Genomic DNA, 17,937 nt, shown 5'->3' with positions numbered 1-17,937 from the left:
AAAAGGATGGTGTAGATATGGCAAAAGCGGGAATGAGAAGACCGGATCCAAAAGATCCTCATGGTACACAAAGTAATCATAAAATGCATATGCCGAAAAATGATGTGGCTCCTGTACCTGAAATTAAAGGAAAAGCAAAGCATGGACACGATAAAGCAAAACCAATCTAAATAGTAAAAAAGCAAGGGAATTTTCCCTTGCTTTTTTACTATTTAGATGTATCACTCAGCTTTGCTGTAAACAGCAAAACATAATCAAACTCTTTTAGTTGTTCAATTTTATTTTCTGTTGTATCCCATTCTGAAAAGATTGGATATTTGGTTTTAAACTCGGTTCCTTTTTTATACGCTACATAATAAAGCACATATTCTTTGCCTTTTTCCATTTGGAACGCTTCATCGCCTATCCCATATGCGCAATTTAAGGCTTTACCCTTTGAAAAAAGGTTTAAAGGAAAATCAGCACGAGTTTCATTCGCCAAAATAGTCCAGTTTTCTTGAACCATGTTATTTTGTTCGTCGTGAAACGAGTGGCTAGAGAAAATAATTGGTATATTCTTTTGTTTTGAGTCAATTTTCATTACAAGGGGGCGAGGCGTAAGCGCGCCATCGTGATAAGAATATGCTGTAATATCATATAGTTTATTTTTTTCAAAAACGAATTTTGCTATACGGTCGCAAGTAGCAGCAGCAATTTCTTTTTCCTCTTTGGTAAGTACTACATGTTTTACTGTTGGATTTTTGGGCAAATCAGCTTTTGTGGATTTGGACGTTGAATTGGATGAACACCCAGCCAAGATAATAGATGTGAGAAGAATTATAGTAAGAAGAATTCGTTTCATAAATACCTCCATATGTTTCATTTAATTATTTGTATCCAGGAGTATTACTTAATTTAATAGTAACTAGTATGACATATTCAAATTCTTTTAATGGTTCTAATTTGTTATCTGTACTATCCCAGTTCAAGAAAATGGGATATCCGGAACGTATAGAATTCCCTTTTTTATAAGCAACATAATAAAGCAGATACTCTTTTCCTTTTTCCAGATTAAAGGCTTCATAGGTAACTCCAGATAAAGTTGCACACTTTCCTTCAATTGGCAAAAAATCCAAATAGAACGAAGATCCACCATCAGCTCCAATATGCCATAATTCTTTTTTATTATCAGGCAATATCTCTTTGCTAATAATGACAGGAAGGTCTTTACCTTTTGAGTCAACGCCTAGCAATGCTGTTTGAGGTATAATCTTACCATTATGATAGTATGATACTTCAATATCGTAAACTTTATCTTTTTTTATAATAAATTTTTCTAAAGTATTACAAGTAGCAGTAGCAATTTCTTTTTCTTCTTTGGTAAGTGCAATGTGTTTTACTGTTGGATTTTTCGGCAAATCAGCTTTTGTGGATTTGGACATTGAATTGGATGAACAACCAGTTAAGATAATAGATGTGAGAAGAATTATAGTAAGAAGAATTCGTTTCATAAGACACCTACTTTCGTGTGGTATATATTTCTATATTATCCCTTATCAGGCAGTTTGTCAAATAATAAAAGCCAATTTTGAGAATTAAAGCATAGTCAGGTTTGGGCGGATAGCCCAATAACTTCATAGCTAGAAAGAAACTGAAATCTTGCAAATATAAAATTAAATTTTACTTTTTGACAGTCTAAAGCCAGAAGGATGGACTTCTGGCTTTTATTATATATAATATTCACATGTGCCTTTTTCAAAATGTCTGTCAACTAAATCTTGCAGCGTTATGTTGTCTACAACAGAGTCAATTGCTTCTTTTAGTTTTATCCAAACTTCCAATGTAACACAATCTGAAACTCTGTCACAAGTTTCGCTTGGATTATCTAAGCAAGCAACAGGGGAAAGGCTACCCTCCATTAAACGAAGAATACTGCCTACAGTATAGTATTTGGGCTCATTAGCAAGCTTATAGCCACCTTGTGAACCTCTTATACTTTTAACAAACCCCGCCTTATTAAGTTGAATAATAATTTGCTCTAAATATTTATCAGATATGCCTTGTCTAATTGCAATTTCTTTTAGTGGTATATATGCACCATTGAAATTAACTGCTAAATCTAGCATTAAGCGGAGAGCATAACGTCCTTTTGTCGAAATTTTCATATATGACCATTCCTTTTTGTAAGTCTTTCAAATTTATTTTAAAGCATACGCTAATTTAAACCATAAACGTAACAGCGTATCACTATGTTATCATATCAGAAAGAATTTCGCAAGCTACTTGCCGAGTCGGATCATTTCATCTACACAAACTCTAGCTTTTGCAATCGTTTCATCGCTCATTTGAATTTCTAATCCGCCTGTTCCGTTAAGAGTTTTAAATACATCCACTAAGGTTGTCAGCTTCATATTTGGACAAAGTATTTTTTTAGATAAGATATAAAAATCTTTTTCAGGACAAGCGTATTGTAAATGTTCTGCAATACTCATCTCAGTTCCGATAATAAACTCACGACAGTCAGATTTCATTGCATATTCTACAATACCGGAAGTGGAACCAATATAATCAGCGTGTTTTAATACGGCAGGAGTACATTCAGGATGTACCAATGCCTTTGCATTAGGATGGGCTGCTTTTGCATTAATAATATCTTGTTCGGTTACTGCTGCGTGAACAGGACAACCACCCTGCACAAGCTTAATATTTTTGTGAGGTAATTGCTTGCTAATATAATCGCCGAGGTTGCAATCGGGAATAAAAAGAATATTGTTGTTTTCAATATTATTTACAATTTTAACAGCAGAAGATGAGGTAACACAAACATCGCTAACAGATTTTAAATTTGCTGTTGTGTTTATATATGCCACCACAGTATAATCAGGGTTTTGTTTTTTCAAATACTCAATCATTTCAGGCTCTAATTGTTCTGCCATAGGGCAACCTGCTATTGGATTTGCCAAATATACATTTTTTTCAGGTGAAAGCATTTTCACAGTTTCAGCCATAAAATGCACACCACAAAGAAGTATGTTTTTATTTGGTACTTTTTGTGCTGCTAAACTTAATTGAAAAGAATCTCCTGTAAAGTCTGCAACTTCAACAATTTCTTTTGCTTGATAGCTATGTGCAAGAATATAAAAATCTTTTTCTTGTTTTAGCTTGATAATTTGTTCTTGTAAGTCTTTAATCATGTTTTTCTCCTAACTATATTTTGCTTTGTGTTATCGTTCCTCCACCAACAACGCGGTCTCCATCATAAAATACAACTGCTTGCCCTTTCGTGATTGCACGTTGTGGTTCATCAAACAATACTTGTACTTCATTTTCGTTGAGTGGCGTAATAGTAGCGGGTTGTTCTTTTTGGCTATATCGAGTTTTAGCAGTTACACGCATTGGTGCATTCAGCTTTTCAATTGATATCCAGTTTATATCATTTGCAATCAAATCGGATCGATATAAGTCGTTTTCTCTGCCAAGGGTAACGGTGTTTGCAATCGGATCTTTTTCTACCACATAAAAAGGTTCCGAAGAAGCAATTCCAAGTCCTTTCCTTTGACCGACGGTGTACGAAATAATACCATTATGTGTTCCAATTACGTTACCGCTTACATCAATGAAATTTCCTTTTGGAATTACTTTTTTCGTATGCTGCTTGATAAATTCTGCATACTTCCCATTCGGCACAAAGCAAATGTCTTGGCTGTCAGGCTTTTGCGCATTGATAAAGCCATTCGCTAACGCAATTTCACGTACTTGCGATTTTTCTAAGTCACCTAACGGAAATAAAATTTTACTTAATTGCTCTTGCGTTAAGCTGTATAAAACATATGTCTGATCTTTTGAACTGTCTTTTGCTTTCTTTAGAAGATAGCGTCCAGATTCTTTATCGTATTCCCGCCGCGCATAGTGGCCGGTTGCAACATAGTCTTGATTTAATTGTTCTGCACGTTTCATCAACGCATCAAACTTAATATAACGGTTACAATCAATGCAGGGGTTTGGTGTTTCACCATTCAAATAACTTTGTGTAAAGCGGTTAATTACTTGTTCTTCGAATTTATCACCGAAATTAAAAACAAAATAGGGGAAGTCTAAAGCAAAAGCAACACTTCTTGCATCTTCAACATCTAATAGGGAACAACATGTTTTTGTTTTATCTAATTTAATTTCATCGGTTTCATGTAATTTTAAGGTAACACCAATTAAATTATAATTTTCTTTTAATAATACACAAGCAACTGAGCTATCAACTCCACCACTCATCGCAACTAATACATTTTGTTTCAAAGGCAACCTCCATTAGTAATTTCAGGAAAAACATAAAATCCTATCTACTTAATATGATATTATATCCAAGTTTATTTGTCAAATGCAATACTTAGCAAATGATTTTTGTTGGAATAAAAGAAAAGTACCATTGTAAAAAGCAATGGTATCTTATTAGTAATGCCAATATGTATTTATTCATCGGTATCGTTTTTTCTTGTCGCAGTATCTTTTAAAATTAAAAGCATCAATAAAATTAAGAAGCCTGTTGCTATTTGGTTGATCAATTCCAATGTCATATGAAATGTCCTTTCTTAAAATAGTATTGTGATGACATTTTTAACTCATTTATGTGCATTAACTGATTTTTTTCCTTATTTTGATTATAACAAGTAGACTGTCCCATAAAAGGGACAAAAAAAGAACATATGATTTTCATACGTTCTTTCAGTCACATTTTATTGATAAAGTAAAGTAATTTCTTGTGCTTGCTGTAAATATAAATCTGCCACCCTTTGCGGCGATAGTATTTTTACATCGGTAGAGAATCCAAATAGCCAAGAAAAAAATTGTGGACTTAGCGCAACTTTTAAGTGAATTATAAAATGAGTATCATCATAAGGAATAACAGAAATTTCTTTTCCAAAGCGGTCTAATACTACTCCAATAAAACGGTTGGAAAACAATAGCTTTATGGTTTCCTCCTCGCCGCCAAACATACCAAACAATTTATTAGTATATAAGGCCATGTCAAATTGGTTAAAATGGTCTTGACCGTCTCTGGGTTCTTCTGTTAGTGTGATGTTTACCATTTTATCTACACGATAATGTTTTATTATTTGCATCTCATTGTCAAAGCCAATCATATAGTAGTTTTCATCAACCCAGGAGAGTGCCCAAGGACTAATACAATAAAATTCGCCTTGTTTTTTGTATTTGCGTTCTTTTTTTATCGTCCATTCGAAATATTGAAATTCAATTTTCATCCCTTGAGAGATTGCAGTATGAATTTTATCAATATTATAGTAAATACTCTCATTCATGGTTTTAATTCTATTTGCAACGAACACTTGACGTTGTAACAGTTGAGCCTCATGAATGTTTGTTAGCGTTTCCACCTTTTTAATTAATGAATTGGACTTTTTATGTGTAATAAATTTCGAGGATTGAACCGCATCCACTAATAGCTTGAGTTCGGGTAATTCAAATTGCCTGCTTGCGATGTAGTAGCCCCTTGGTTTTGATCTGCTACATTCAATATCGAGCCCGAACTGCTTTAAAGCTTCAATATCATCATAGATACTTTTACGTTCTGCAGAGATATCATAACGTTGCAATTCTCTAATGAGTTGCGCAACATTCATTGTGTGGGTTTCGTCCGTTTTTTCTTGTAATATTTTTTGCAGATATAATAGCTTTAATTTTTGATTAGGGGACTTTGCCATGAATTCACATCCTAGCTTATGTCATTAATTTATACTAATGCTATCTTGATTATATCAATGTTATAGTATAAAGTAAATAAAAACAACTAAGAACATTAAAATATTTTGTCGAAAACAATAGAAATAAGAAACGGGTATCTTGATATTTTATCTGTCATATATTATGATAAAAAGTGTTTATTCAATAATGGAAAAGGAGCGTTTTTATGCAAGCAATTATGGAAACAATATTTGATGCGTTATATTTAATTAGTGTTACAACAATAGGCTTTTTGATGATTCGTAAATCAAAGGGCAATAAGCAATATTTATTATTTGGAATTATGGCGGTGGTTTTAGGCTTTGGTGATGCATTTCACTTAATCCCAAGAGCATATGCTCTTTGCACAACCGGTTTAGAAGATTATGTGGTGGCACTCGGTTTAGGAAAGTTTATTACTTCAATTACTATGACAATATTTTATATCATTTTGTATCATATTTTTATGATGCGTTATGATATCAAAAATAGAGTGTTAACCGTAATAATGTATGCGTTGGCAGCAGTAAGAATCGCATTATGTCTGTTCCCGCAAAATGAATGGATGAGTGCGGATGCGCCATTAACTTGGGGTATCTATCGTAATATTCCATTTGCAGTTTTAGGAATTATTATTATAGTGTTGTTTTATAAGAAAGCCAAAGCACATAATGATAAAGCATTTCGCTTTATGTGGCTTGCAATCACATTAAGCTTTGGGTTTTACATTCCCGTTGTTCTATGGGCAGATGTGTATCCATTGATTGGTGTGCTCATGATTCCGAAAACACTTGCATACGTTTGGGTAGTATGGATGGGATTTTCTGAATTGCGGGATCAAAATAAATAATAGCAAAAATATTGCCACGACTTTTGTCGTGGCTTTGTTATTGTTAGTTTTATATTTACTTATACACAATTTTACGAATCGTTTCAATAGAAAGGCAGTATTCGTCGGCAAGTTGTTCCATGCTCCTTTTTTCGCAAAAGTACTTATTTCTGATATCAGCATTTCTTTGTGAATAAAAGTTTCGTGCGCCCGAACCATCTCCCCACTTTTTCCTTTCTTGATCTGATGGAATATATAATGCTTCACCAGAAACATATTGCTGTATTTCTCTTAGTAATTCGTCTGGTAATATATCCGACGCATTTTTATATTTCATAGAAGTTTCTCACCTTTCTATGATTTCCTAGATAGAAATTCATCAATGGATTCAAACGCATTGAGCTGAACACCATGTGTAGTAATTTCGCTTACAATATACTTTTCTAGAACATTTGCTTGGTTTCTTATATCGGATAAATTGTTTGAATGATAATGACCAAGTAAGTCCATATCTTGTAGTTTAAACTCTTCTTTAATCGTATTTAATTCTTGTTGTAAGTAGCAACTCCAAATAAATACTTTTTCTACATCTTTGTTGTCGCAGTAAAAATAAATTCTTCTCCATGTATAACATAGTTCTTGATACCAAAAACTCAAATCTGTATAATTTATTTCACAATGTGAAGGTTGAATAGGAGCTTTTTTCATCTTTATATATTTACGTGTAGTAAGGATGATGAGGTGGCAAAGATTTTTTAATTCATTGATAGAATCAGCATTTATAATTGCCTTATAGTACTCAATGAAATTATCTGGTATTGTTTTCATTACAAAAAGCTCTTTTATTTGCTCAACTTGATTGTATTTAAAGTATGTGTGATTAGAATAAGCAACAGCTAAAGAGAGAAAATCCGCTATAAAGCCTGCAGCCATTCTTACATTTCCAATAGATTCTTCAAACATCATTGTTTGGTATAGTTCCATAGCAATTGCAAGTTTCTCAAGCGATTTTTTAGACATAAGTTCTTTGTCCTGTAGATTTTTCTTCAACTTATCTTGTAGACTGATAAACTTATTTTTAACTTCTTCATTCTTGTAGTATAAAATTTCGCCATCAGCTAAACAATGTAGATTATTATCATCTAATAGATTAGCCATATCCTCAAGTCGTTTCCAAGATCTTGGATATAAATCATAGCCAATTCCATTTATAATAAAAGTTTCAGCAAGATTATTACCTTTTTCATTGATAGGAACAAAATAATCGAAGTAGCTACCTTCTTTGTCTTGCTCCATCTTTAATGAGGTGTTTCCTATTAACAAAGCAACATCATTGTTATATTCTTTTTTAATTTTCTCAATTGTCCAATTAAGCAATAATTCATTAGTTGTCTTCATAGTGAGTCTCCTTTAATTATAATTAAGTACGATCGTATTTTGTAATTTAACTATACCTGGTTTGCCAATAGTAATCAATGCCTAGATTTTGTTTAATTATTTTTAACCTTTGGATATTTTAAGGCTAAATAATTTACTTACTTATTGTTTAGGATAATGTTTATTTCCAATAATAATGGAAAACATAACCGAGAGGTGAACAGAATGCAATCTATTTGGAGTTTAGAGACAGAGTTTACAAAACGAAAATCATTAGAGCAAGATATTTCGGTAGACGTAGCAGTTATAGGCGCCGGAATGGCAGGATTACTCACAGCATACTTATTAAAGGAAAAAGGCGTACAGGTTGCCGTTATTGAAGCAAATACAATTGCAAGCGGTCAAACCAAAAATACAACTGCGAAAATTACAGCACAGCATAATTTAATCTATAATAAGCTTATTATAGACGTTGGAGAACGTAAGGCAAGGCAATATGCTGTTGCAAATCAACTTGCTGTTGAAAAATATGCGAATCTCATTCAAAGGAATGGAATCGACTGCAATTTTGAGCGAAAAAGCGCTTATGTGTATTCTATGGATAACAATAAGCTGCTAAAGGAAGAGCTTCGTGCGATGCAGATGTTGGATTTAGATGCTGAATTTGTGGAACGAACAACGCTACCGTTTCCGATAAAAGGGGCAATTAAGCTTTCGCATCAAGCACAATTTAATCCACTTAAATTCTTAAAGCCAATTACGGAAGAGCTTACGATATATGAGCACACTATTGTACATGAAGTGAAAGAGAATACCATTATTACGAATCATGGAAAGGTGAAAGCAGAGCATATTGTTTTTGCCACTCATTTTCCTTTTGTAAATGTACCGGGCTTTTATTTTGCAAGAATGCATCAACAGCGTTCTTATGTTGTAGCGTTTGAAAATTGTGATAAGTTGGATGGCATGTATATTGATGAAGCGGATGGTGGTTATTCATTCCGAAATTATGGCAATTTGCTCTTGGTAGGTGGAGCAGGTCACCGAACTGGCGAAAATGGCGAGGGGGGTGCGTATGAGCAAATACGGGAGCAAGCGAAACAATGGTTTCCAAATGCCATAGAGCGATACCATTGGTCAGCACAAGACTGTATGACATTAGATGGAGTACCGTATATTGGTCATTTTGCACCACTCGAGAAAAATTGGTATGTTGCAACGGGCTTTAATAAATGGGGAATGACTTCTTCTATGGTTTCTGCAATGATTATATCCGATATGATAGTAGGACAAAATACAAAATTCGCAGAAGTTTTTAGTCCACAGCGATTTGTTGTTTCCGCTTCAATCAAGACACTTTTAGAAGATGGAATGAAAGCTGTTAGTGGCCTATCCACACAAGCTTTATTGATACCAAAAACCCATTTTGATGAATTGCCAAATGGTCATGGCGGCGTTGTAGAATATAATGGTATGAAAGTGGGTGTTTATAAAAATGAAAAGGGCGAAGCTTTTGTAGTATCAACGAGATGCCCACATCTTGGTTGCCAGCTGGAATGGAATCCGGATGAAAAGACATGGGACTGCCCTTGTCACGGATCTCGTTTTGATTTTAAAGGCAATCTAATCAATAATCCTTCAACTACAAATTTAATTAAGTACTAGTAGAATGGATATGACAAGCTATTGGTTGTCATATCCATCTTATTATGATAAAATAAAACTAATGGACAATAAGGGGGAACACATATGGCTAAAATATTTATAATAGAAGACGATAGGATTATTCGAACAGAACTTTGTAATTTATTATCCCGTTATGGATATGATTGTGAAGTATCAGATCAATTTGAAACTATTGTTGAAACTGCATTGCAAAGTAATTCACAATTGATTTTACTTGATGTGAACTTGCCTTATTTTGATGGGTATCATGTGTGTCGTGAAATTCGCAAACAGTCAAGTGTGCCTATTATTATTGTAACTAGTAGGGATAGTGAACTAGATGAGTTAATGAGTATGAATTTAGGCGCAGACGATTTTATCGTAAAACCGTATAATACGCAAATTTTGTTAGCAAGAATTGCATCGGTATTGCGAAGAAGTGTTGGAAACGAGCCAACCAATACAGTAATTTATCAAGATGTTTGCTTAGATATATCTAAAAGCATTGTTTCATTTCATGACAAAGAAGCGGAGCTATCTAAAAATGAAATGCGAATTTTGCATTTACTTATGAAAAATAGGGAGCATATTATATCACGAAATGATATTATGAATGATCTTTGGCAGTCAGATGAGTTTGTCGATGATAATACATTGACCGTAAATATTAACCGCTTACGAAAAAAACTTGAGGAAATAGGAGTACATGATTTTTTGGTTACCAAACGTGGACAAGGCTATATGATTGGATAATATTGAAAGGAATTCAATATGAAATTAAGAGATTATCTAAGAGACAAATATATTTTTATTATACTGCAAATACTTGCAATTGCATTTATTGCATATATGCTTTTTACATTTAGGCTGAACCTCTATGCAATTCTTTTTATCGTAACCATCTTAGTAGGTGCGGACATAGCGGTTTTGTTAGGTGAATATATTCAAAAACAACGGTTTTATAAGGTATTAATCAAATGCTTAGATTCACTCGACCAAAAATGTTTAATTGCCGAGTTAATCGATAAACCAAGCTTTGCTGAGGGTATTGTTTTATATGATGTTCTAAAAGAGTCTTCAAAATCAATGAATGACCAAATTGGGTTATATAAACACGCTTCAGAAGAATATAGGGAATATATTGAAACATGGGTTCACGAAATAAAAACTCCAATCGCTGCAAGTAAGTTGATTTTGGAAAATAATATGAATACATCTTCAAAAAGTGTAGCAGAAGAGGTAACCAAAATTGAGGCCTTTGTTGAACAAGCATTGTTTTATTCCAAGAGCAATACTGTTGAAAAAGATTATATTATAAAAGAATGCAATTTGAATACGGTTGTGAAAAGCTGTGTAAAGAAACATTCTAAAGCTTTGATTGAAAGTCAAACTTCATTGGCTTTTGAAGGCTTAGATTGTATTGTATATACAGATGTAAAATGGATTGATTTTATATTAGGACAAATTATAGTGAATTCAATGAAGTACAAAAAAGAAACACTTCATTTAAAGTTCTATGCACGAGAGCTATCAAATAGTGTAATTCTATCTATTAAGGATAATGGAGTTGGCATTCAAGAAAAAGATTTACCTTATGTTTTTGAAAAAGGCTTTACCGGCTTTAATGGTAGAAACTTTGCGAAATCAACCGGAATAGGATTGTATTTATGCAAAAAGCTTTGTGATAAAATGGGGCTACAAATATCAATTTCTTCGGTTGAAAAAGAAGGTACTGTTGTGCAAATTGCATTTCCAAAAAGTAAAATGGTAATCTTTGAGACGTAGCCATACGGCTCTTTTTCTATATTACAAATTCGTAAGGTAACTGTAAGCTAAATAAATGGTTACAGTTTATCAAAGGTGATATGATAAATACAACGAAAAAAATAAAGGAGTATTTATAATGGAAAATGTTTTAAAGGTTTTAAATATTGAAAAGTATTACGGCAATAAAGGAAACGTAACCAAAGCGGTTGATAACATTAGCTTTGAGGTTGAAAAAGGTGAGTACATTGGTATTATGGGTGCATCAGGTAGTGGTAAAACAACCTTGTTAAACTGTATTTCAACAATTGATTCTGCAACAGCAGGACATATTTATATTAACAATAAAGATATTACAACATTAAATTCCAAAAAGTTATCACAGTTTAGAAGAGAAGAGTTAGGCTTTATCTTTCAAGATTTCAATCTATTAGATACGTTAACCGCTTACGAAAACATTGCGTTGGCACTAACAATTCTAAAAACACCTGCAAAAGAGGTAGACGTTAGAGTTCATGAAATAGCAAAAACATTAGAAATTGAAGATGTTTTAAAGAAATATCCATATCAAATGTCTGGTGGACAAAAACAAAGAGTAGCATCTGCTAGAGCAATGGTAACAAATCCATCTTTGGTTTTAGCTGATGAACCAACAGGAGCATTAGATTCAAAATCTGCAAGAATGCTGTTGGAAAGCTTTAATCGTATCAATAGTGAGTTGAATGCTACAATTTTAATGGTAACACATGATGCGTTTACAGCAAGTTACTGTAAAAAAATACTCTTTATCAAAGATGGAAAAATCTTTAATGAGCTTATTCGTGGCAATGATACTCGTAAGGAGTTTTTCAATAAGATTATTGAAGTTGTAACCTTACTTGGAGGTGACAATAGCAATGTTCTTTAAGTTAGCACTTAATAATGTTAAAAAGAGTATTAAAGACTATTCAATCTACTTTTTAACCTTGACATTTGGTATTTGTATTTTCTATGTTTTTAACTCAATCGAAAGTCAAGATGCAATGTTGATGTTAAATTCATCTCAAAAAGAGATTATTCACATTATGTCTCAAGTTATTGGCTATGTATCAGTATTTATTTCTGTTATATTAGGTTTTTTGATTCTATTTGCAAACAAATTTTTAATTAAGCGCAGAAAAAAAGAACTTGGACTCTATATGACACTCGGCATGGAAAAAGGTAAGATTTCCAGAGTCTTAATTTTAGAAACATTGATTATCGGTGTTGTTTCTTTGGTAGTTGGTTTGGTTGCAGGATTTTTTATTTCACAAGGGCTATCCGTTATTACAGCTCACCTTTTTGAAGTAGATATGAAAGCCTTTACATTTGTATTTTCTCAATCAGCATTTTTAAAATCCATTGTTTATTTTGGCTTAATCTATTTCATTGTTATGATATTCAACACAATTGCCATTTCTAAATATAAACTGATTGACTTATTGACTGCAGGCAAGAAAAACGAGAGCTTAAAAGTAAAAAACATTTGGGTATCTGTAATTTTATTTATTCTATCCGTTATTTGCCTTGCAATTGGTTATACTTGTATTATCAAAAATGGTATGATGCAAATTAACTATGTTTTTTGGATGGCTATTATATTTGGTTCTATTGGCACGTTTTTATTCTTTATGTCATTATCAGGCTTCTTATTAAAAATCGTGCAAAGCAATAAAAAGTTGTATTTTAAAAATTTAAATATGTTTGTATTACGTCAACTAAATAGCAAAATTAATACAACTTTTATTTCTATGACAGTCATTTGCTTAATGTTGTTAATAGCAATTGGAACGCTTTCTTCCGGTATGGGGTTAAATGATGCTTTAACAAAGGATTTAGAGGATATTACACCATTTGATATAACGATTGAAAAAAGCAGTTTTGATCTAGAAAAAGGCCAACAAGCAGAAAAAACACAAAAAGAAAGTATTGCAAGCTTTTTACAAAAACATAATGTCGATTTTAATCAATATGTAAAAGATTATACTGAATTTAGCTATTATGCTACTGAACTAACAATGGGAGATATTATTCCTCCTAAAATTCCTGGTATTTCAGAAGATATGTTAAAGGCAGTTAGCAAAATGCCAGCTCCTGTTGTTGCATTAAGCGAATATAATGCTGTTATGAAAATGCAGGGTAAACCAACAATAAAACTACAGAAAAACCAATTTGCAATAAATTGTAACTCATCAGCAAACAGAGAGTACGTTCAAGAATTTATTGATAACAATGGAATGATTGAAATAGGCGGTCAAAAGCTTATTGCGTTAAATAAAGAATTGTTGAAAAATACAATCGTAACCACAGCAATGAAAATGGATACAGGAACAGTAATTATTAGTGATGAATTATTGAAAAACTGTTCAACATATTATTCAGCTTTAAATGTTAATCTAAAAAATTCTGATGATATAGATGCTTTTGCAAAAGAAATTGATAAAGTCTATAAAGGTAGTAATATACCAAAAGATATAAGCTATATATCAAAGACTAAAGTATATGAACAAAATGTGGGCCTTTCAGCAGTACTGACTTATTTAACAATTTATATCGGTATTATTTTCTTAATTACTTCTGCGGCTGTTTTAGCATTACAACAGTTAAGCGAAGCCGCTGATAATGCACAACGCTATACATTGCTTCGTAAATTAGGCGCTGAGCCAAAGATGATTAACAAAGCACTATTTTCACAAATTTTTATTTACTTCATGATGCCATTATTATTAGCGATTGTTCATTCCGTTGTTGGAATAAAGGTTGCAAATAACTTAGTTAAAACCTTTGGCGATTTTGATATTCTAGGTAATACAGTAATGATTGCCGCAATTATTATTTTGATTTATGGTGGATATTTCGTTGCTACTTATTTTAGCAGTAAAAATATCATTCGTCCGAGAAAAAGCTAATCCGATTTAATTGATATAATATTCTTTCTTAACAAAAGAGGTCACAATCGAATTCGACTGTGACCTCTTTTGTTGGTATATAAATGATAAGGGAGATGGCTTATATGAATTGTGTCAAACGTAAAATTGCTACTTTTGATATTGTAATGCTGCTTTTACGAATGCACGGAATAGAGGATGAGCTCTATTTGGTCTGCTTTTGAATTCCGGATGATATTGCACAGCAACATGGAAGCGGTTTTGTGGTACTTCAACGGTTTCAACAATGTGTTCATCAGGTGAAGTTCCACTAATCAAAAGTCCTTTTTCTTGTAATGCCTCTCGATAGTTATTATTAAATTCATAACGATGTCTATGACGCTCGTTAATCAGATCAGATTGATAAGCTTGCTCCATTTTGGAACCAGGCTTTATCTTGCAAGGATATGTTCCTAAACGCATAGTGCCACCCTTTGGAAGATTACCTTGTTGATCCGGCATTAAATCAATTACATTGTTCATGCCTTCCGGTGTAAATTCGCTCGAATGTGCATCTTTAATACCCAGTACATTTCTTGCATACTCAATAACGCAAATTTGCATTCCAAGGCAAATGCCGAAGTAAGGAATGTTTTGCTCTCTTGCATATTGGCAAGCTAATACCTTGCCTTCAATTCCTCTGTCACCAAAACCGCCCGGAACTAGAATTCCGTTCATATCAGATAAGATATCATCCACGGTATCTTTGGTGATGGATTCTGAATCAACCCATTCAATTAAAACTTTAGCAGAATTTTCGTATCCTGCATGGCGTAATGCTTCCGCAACAGAAAGATAGGCATCATGTAACTTAACATATTTTCCGACGATAGCAATACGAACCTTTTGCTGAGATTGCTCTATGCGTGAAAGCATGGCTTTCCATTCCGTTAAATCAACGGGAGGAGGATCTAGATGTAACTCTCTGCAAACAACATCATCCAAGCCGTTATTATGAAGCATAATTGGTGCTTCATATAAAACAGGAAGCGTTAGGTTTTCGATAACACAATCTTTTTTTACATTGCAAAACAATGCTATTTTTTGTCTAATACTATCATCAATCGGTTCATCAGCCCGCATAACGATGATATTTGGCATAATACCTAAAGATTGCAATTCTTTAACAGAATGCTGTGTCGGTTTCGATTTATGTTCGTTGGAGCCTTTAATATAAGGAACCAGTGTTACATGAATAAATAAGCAGTTTTCTTTTCCTACTTCTAATGAAACCTGACGAATTGCTTCTAAGAAAGGTAAACTCTCAATATCACCAGTTGTGCCACCGATTTCTGTAATTACAATGTCCGCATTTGTCTTTTTTGAAACAGAAAAGATAAAATTCTTAATTTCGTTTGTAATATGCGGAATGACTTGAACTGTTTCACCTAAATATTCGCCATTTCTTTCTTTATTTAAAACGTTCCAATATACTTTACCGGTTGTAAGGTTGGAATACTTATTCAAATCTTCATCAATAAAGCGCTCGTAATGACCTAAATCTAAATCGGTTTCTGAGCCATCTTCGGTTACAAAAACCTCGCCATGTTGAAAAGGGCTCATTGTTCCTGGGTCTACGTTAATATAAGGATCAAGCTTTTGGGCAGCAATTTTTAATCCTCTGGTTTTGAGTAATCTTCCTAAAGATGCTGCTGTAATTCCTTTGCCTAAACCGGATACAACGCCACCAGTAACGAAAATATACTTTGTCATATTATAATATCTCCTTGCTTTTATTGATATACTTAATAACCTTATGATTGAGTCCAATGAGTATAACACAATAAATAACGTGTAGTATCAACTTCCTAACTCAGGACTTAATATCGTATTTAATTGTAGTTATTGCATTACAACATAAGCTTCACGTTCTGCACCTACAGAAACATATTTAATTTTACAATTAACTGTTTTCTCAATATATTTAATATAATCAATTGCAGCTTTTGGAAGATCGCTTTCGGTTCTGCATTTGCTAATATCACAATTCCATCCTTTTACATATTCAACAACAGGCTTTGCAATATTTAATTGATCTCCGAATGGGAAATCATGAATGATTTCGCCGTTAATTTCGTATCCAACACATACAGGGATTTCTTCCATATAAGAGATAACATCTAGTTTTGTAAGTGCAATTTCATCTGCACCTTGTACTCGAACACCATATTTGGAGGCAACAACATCAAATGGACCAACTCTTCTTGGACGACCTGTAGCAGCGCCATACTCTCCACCGCTTTCTCTTAAGCGTTCTGCTTCATCACCAAACATTTCTGCAGTAAATGGGCCTTCACCAACACAAGTAGAATAAGCTTTCATGATACCAATTGTGTTTGTTAATTTTTGACCTGGAATTCCTGAGCCAATTGGAGCATAAGCTGCAATTGTTGAAGAAGAAGAGGTATAAGGATAAATACCAAAATCAATATCTCTTAACGCACCAAGCTGTGCTTCAAACATAACATTTTTGCCTGATTGAATTGCTTCGCTTAAAAATACGCTCGTATCACAAACAAAGTCTTTTAAGCGTGAGCCATATGTTTCAAGCCATTGCATAACGCTATCTACTGTAATTTTCTCAGCGCCATAGCCCCCGTTAATCATTAAGTTTTTCCAGTCAATAATGCCTTCTAAACGTTTCTTTGTAGTTTCAGGATATAATAAATCGCCCATACGAATTGCTTTTTTCAGATATTTATCGCCGTAAACAGGTGCAATTCCTCTTCTCGTTGAACCAAATTTTGCATCACCTAATCTATCCTCTTCTAAAACATCCAGCTGAACATGGTAAGGCATACAAATAACAGCTCTATCGCTGATTTTTAAGTTTTCCGGAGTAATTGCAACGCCGCCTTGAATTAAGCGATCCATTTCTTTGCAAAGATGTTCAAGGTCGATTACCATACCATTTCCCATAACATTTGTTACTTCAGGACGCAAAATTCCGGATGGCAATAGGTTCAAAACAAATTTACCTAAATCATTAATAACGGTATGTCCCGCATTGTTTCCGCCTTGATAGCGTACTACAACATCGTAATCTTCAGAAAGAAGGTCAACCATTCTTCCTTTGCCTTCGTCTCCCCAGTTAATTCCTACAATAGCAGTTATCATAAATATACTCCATTCTGCTGTGTTCTTTTCACAGACTTTGTCTTTTTTATATTAGTTTGTTATAATCTAATGTAATTGATACTAAAATTGCAACGTTTATTGCTATTTTCATTACTCAGCGAAATAAAATTATCTATTTATCTTGTAATTTTGCTTTGTAATTGTTTAAATCTTGTTACATGAATAAATAAATATCATGAAAAAACATTATTTTGCCAAATACAATTATAAAGTATTATGGCTATCATGTCAATATAATGATGAAACATTTATATTGGGATATTTCATAAACGATATAAATTGTACATAATATTTGATAAAATATGTTATAATTTGCAAGAATCAAAACTACATATTTCATATTTACAACAAAAGTAAATTGTAAGATGTACTAAATTCAATCAGAATTGAAAAGCATTATTTATTTTATTTCAACAAGAAACAAGTTAAACTTGATATTTTAACACTGCAAAGATTTCATTACTTTATTGTTTTCAATATGACAATATGATATACTGAAACTATTCT

At 33.0% G+C, this 17,937-nt stretch carries 17 protein-coding genes; 7 read left to right on the top strand and 10 right to left on the bottom strand.

The annotated features are described in order from the left end of the window. Positions 1 to 17: 17 nt before the first annotated feature. Entirely contained in the window at positions 18 to 170 is a 153-nt protein-coding gene (locus tag RBG61_RS04110; protein WP_307946040.1) for a hypothetical protein, read from the top strand. 38 nt (positions 171 to 208) lie between these two features. Here RBG61_RS04110 and RBG61_RS04105 read toward each other — a convergent pair whose 3' ends face one another. From RBG61_RS04105 to RBG61_RS04080, 6 genes are all read right to left on the bottom strand, one after another. Beyond that, positions 209 to 841 carry a hypothetical protein gene (locus RBG61_RS04105; protein ID WP_307946039.1) on the bottom strand — a complete coding sequence of 211 codons (633 nt, stop codon included), beginning with the start codon at positions 839 to 841 and terminating at the stop codon, positions 209 to 211. 25 nt (positions 842 to 866) lie between these two features. Beyond that, on the bottom strand, positions 867 to 1,490 hold the full coding sequence (locus RBG61_RS04100) for a hypothetical protein (RefSeq protein ID WP_307946037.1): 624 nt from the start codon (positions 1,488 to 1,490) through the stop codon (positions 867 to 869). 216 nt (positions 1,491 to 1,706) lie between these two features. Further along, positions 1,707 to 2,144, bottom strand: a complete 438-nt coding sequence (locus RBG61_RS04095) for an RrF2 family transcriptional regulator (RefSeq protein WP_307946036.1) — start codon at positions 2,142 to 2,144, stop codon at positions 1,707 to 1,709. Between the two features lie 114 nt (positions 2,145 to 2,258). Then, entirely contained in the window at positions 2,259 to 3,173 is a 915-nt protein-coding gene (gene nadA, locus RBG61_RS04090; RefSeq protein ID WP_307946034.1) for a quinolinate synthase NadA, read from the bottom strand. A gap of 13 nt (positions 3,174 to 3,186) precedes the next feature. Beyond that, complete coding sequence (gene mnmA / locus RBG61_RS04085; protein WP_373889725.1) at positions 3,187 to 4,269, bottom strand: tRNA 2-thiouridine(34) synthase MnmA; 1,083 nt, start codon at positions 4,267 to 4,269, stop codon at positions 3,187 to 3,189. A gap of 437 nt (positions 4,270 to 4,706) precedes the next feature. Beyond that, positions 4,707 to 5,693, bottom strand: coding sequence for a helix-turn-helix transcriptional regulator (locus RBG61_RS04080; RefSeq protein ID WP_307946033.1), 987 nt, complete (start codon positions 5,691 to 5,693; stop codon positions 4,707 to 4,709). A gap of 206 nt (positions 5,694 to 5,899) precedes the next feature. Between RBG61_RS04080 and RBG61_RS04075 the strand changes: the two genes are divergently transcribed. Further along, positions 5,900 to 6,562, top strand: coding sequence for a hypothetical protein (locus RBG61_RS04075; protein WP_307946031.1), 663 nt, complete (start codon positions 5,900 to 5,902; stop codon positions 6,560 to 6,562). Positions 6,563 to 6,617: 55 nt separating this feature from the next. On the opposite strand, the gene RBG61_RS04070 is transcribed toward RBG61_RS04075, so the two are convergent. Then, complete coding sequence (locus RBG61_RS04070; protein WP_307946030.1) at positions 6,618 to 6,878, bottom strand: CD3324 family protein; 261 nt, start codon at positions 6,876 to 6,878, stop codon at positions 6,618 to 6,620. A 17-nt stretch (positions 6,879 to 6,895) separates the two neighbouring features. Beyond that, entirely contained in the window at positions 6,896 to 7,939 is a 1,044-nt protein-coding gene (locus tag RBG61_RS04065) for a hypothetical protein (protein ID WP_307946028.1), read from the bottom strand. Between the two features lie 204 nt (positions 7,940 to 8,143). Between RBG61_RS04065 and RBG61_RS04060 the strand changes: the two genes are divergently transcribed. From RBG61_RS04060 to RBG61_RS04040, 5 genes are all read left to right on the top strand, one after another. Then, the gene (locus RBG61_RS04060; protein WP_307946026.1) at positions 8,144 to 9,583 is read left to right on the top strand and encodes an FAD-dependent oxidoreductase; all 1,440 of its coding nucleotides are present in this window, start codon (positions 8,144 to 8,146) and stop codon (positions 9,581 to 9,583) included. Positions 9,584 to 9,667: 84 nt separating this feature from the next. Further along, the gene (locus tag RBG61_RS04055) at positions 9,668 to 10,336 is read left to right on the top strand and encodes a response regulator transcription factor (protein WP_307946025.1); all 669 of its coding nucleotides are present in this window, start codon (positions 9,668 to 9,670) and stop codon (positions 10,334 to 10,336) included. An 18-nt stretch (positions 10,337 to 10,354) separates the two neighbouring features. Next, positions 10,355 to 11,368 (top strand): sensor histidine kinase, encoded by a 1,014-nt coding sequence (locus RBG61_RS04050; protein WP_307946023.1) that lies wholly within the window; start codon positions 10,355 to 10,357, stop codon positions 11,366 to 11,368. Positions 11,369 to 11,486: 118 nt separating this feature from the next. Continuing rightward, on the top strand, positions 11,487 to 12,254 hold the full coding sequence (locus RBG61_RS04045) for an ABC transporter ATP-binding protein (RefSeq protein ID WP_307946021.1): 768 nt from the start codon (positions 11,487 to 11,489) through the stop codon (positions 12,252 to 12,254). Then, complete coding sequence (locus RBG61_RS04040) at positions 12,244 to 14,274, top strand: FtsX-like permease family protein (RefSeq protein ID WP_307946019.1); 2,031 nt, start codon at positions 12,244 to 12,246, stop codon at positions 14,272 to 14,274. The genes RBG61_RS04045 and RBG61_RS04040 overlap by 11 nt, the downstream gene beginning before the upstream one ends. A gap of 129 nt (positions 14,275 to 14,403) precedes the next feature. Here RBG61_RS04040 and RBG61_RS04035 read toward each other — a convergent pair whose 3' ends face one another. Then, positions 14,404 to 16,005, bottom strand: a complete 1,602-nt coding sequence (locus RBG61_RS04035) for a CTP synthase (protein ID WP_307946017.1) — start codon at positions 16,003 to 16,005, stop codon at positions 14,404 to 14,406. A gap of 129 nt (positions 16,006 to 16,134) precedes the next feature. Then, the gene (locus tag RBG61_RS04030) at positions 16,135 to 17,409 is read right to left on the bottom strand and encodes an adenylosuccinate synthase (protein WP_307946015.1); all 1,275 of its coding nucleotides are present in this window, start codon (positions 17,407 to 17,409) and stop codon (positions 16,135 to 16,137) included. Positions 17,410 to 17,937 lie beyond the last annotated feature (528 nt).

It is taken from the genome of Paludicola sp. MB14-C6 (genome assembly GCF_030908625.1).
GTDB lineage: Bacteria > Bacillota > Clostridia > Oscillospirales > Ruminococcaceae > Paludihabitans.
This window is presented reverse-complemented; position numbering and strand designations above follow the sequence as displayed.

Excerpts from the sequence above, each read along its gene's own strand:
- RBG61_RS04065 (WP_307946028.1), bottom strand. The coding sequence starts at position 7,939 with ATGAAGACAACTAATGAATTATTGCTTAATTGGACAATTGAGAAAATT.
- RBG61_RS04060 (WP_307946026.1), top strand. The coding sequence starts at position 8,144 with ATGCAATCTATTTGGAGTTTAGAGACAGAGTTTACAAAACGAAAATCA.
- RBG61_RS04040 (WP_307946019.1), top strand. The coding sequence starts at position 12,244 with ATGTTCTTTAAGTTAGCACTTAATAATGTTAAAAAGAGTATTAAAGAC.
- RBG61_RS04080 (WP_307946033.1), bottom strand. The coding sequence starts at position 5,693 with ATGGCAAAGTCCCCTAATCAAAAATTAAAGCTATTATATCTGCAAAAA.
- RBG61_RS04100 (WP_307946037.1), bottom strand. The coding sequence starts at position 1,490 with ATGAAACGAATTCTTCTTACTATAATTCTTCTCACATCTATTATCTTA.
- RBG61_RS04050 (WP_307946023.1), top strand. The coding sequence starts at position 10,355 with ATGAAATTAAGAGATTATCTAAGAGACAAATATATTTTTATTATACTG.
- RBG61_RS04110 (WP_307946040.1), top strand. The coding sequence starts at position 18 with ATGGCAAAAGCGGGAATGAGAAGACCGGATCCAAAAGATCCTCATGGT.
- RBG61_RS04070 (WP_307946030.1), bottom strand. The coding sequence starts at position 6,878 with ATGAAATATAAAAATGCGTCGGATATATTACCAGACGAATTACTAAGA.
- RBG61_RS04075 (WP_307946031.1), top strand. The coding sequence starts at position 5,900 with ATGCAAGCAATTATGGAAACAATATTTGATGCGTTATATTTAATTAGT.
- RBG61_RS04035 (WP_307946017.1), bottom strand. The coding sequence starts at position 16,005 with ATGACAAAGTATATTTTCGTTACTGGTGGCGTTGTATCCGGTTTAGGC.
- RBG61_RS04095 (WP_307946036.1), bottom strand. The coding sequence starts at position 2,144 with ATGAAAATTTCGACAAAAGGACGTTATGCTCTCCGCTTAATGCTAGAT.
- RBG61_RS04105 (WP_307946039.1), bottom strand. The coding sequence starts at position 841 with ATGAAACGAATTCTTCTTACTATAATTCTTCTCACATCTATTATCTTG.
- RBG61_RS04045 (WP_307946021.1), top strand. The coding sequence starts at position 11,487 with ATGGAAAATGTTTTAAAGGTTTTAAATATTGAAAAGTATTACGGCAAT.
- RBG61_RS04030 (WP_307946015.1), bottom strand. The coding sequence starts at position 17,409 with ATGATAACTGCTATTGTAGGAATTAACTGGGGAGACGAAGGCAAAGGA.
- RBG61_RS04055 (WP_307946025.1), top strand. The coding sequence starts at position 9,668 with ATGGCTAAAATATTTATAATAGAAGACGATAGGATTATTCGAACAGAA.
- nadA (WP_307946034.1), bottom strand. The coding sequence starts at position 3,173 with ATGATTAAAGACTTACAAGAACAAATTATCAAGCTAAAACAAGAAAAA.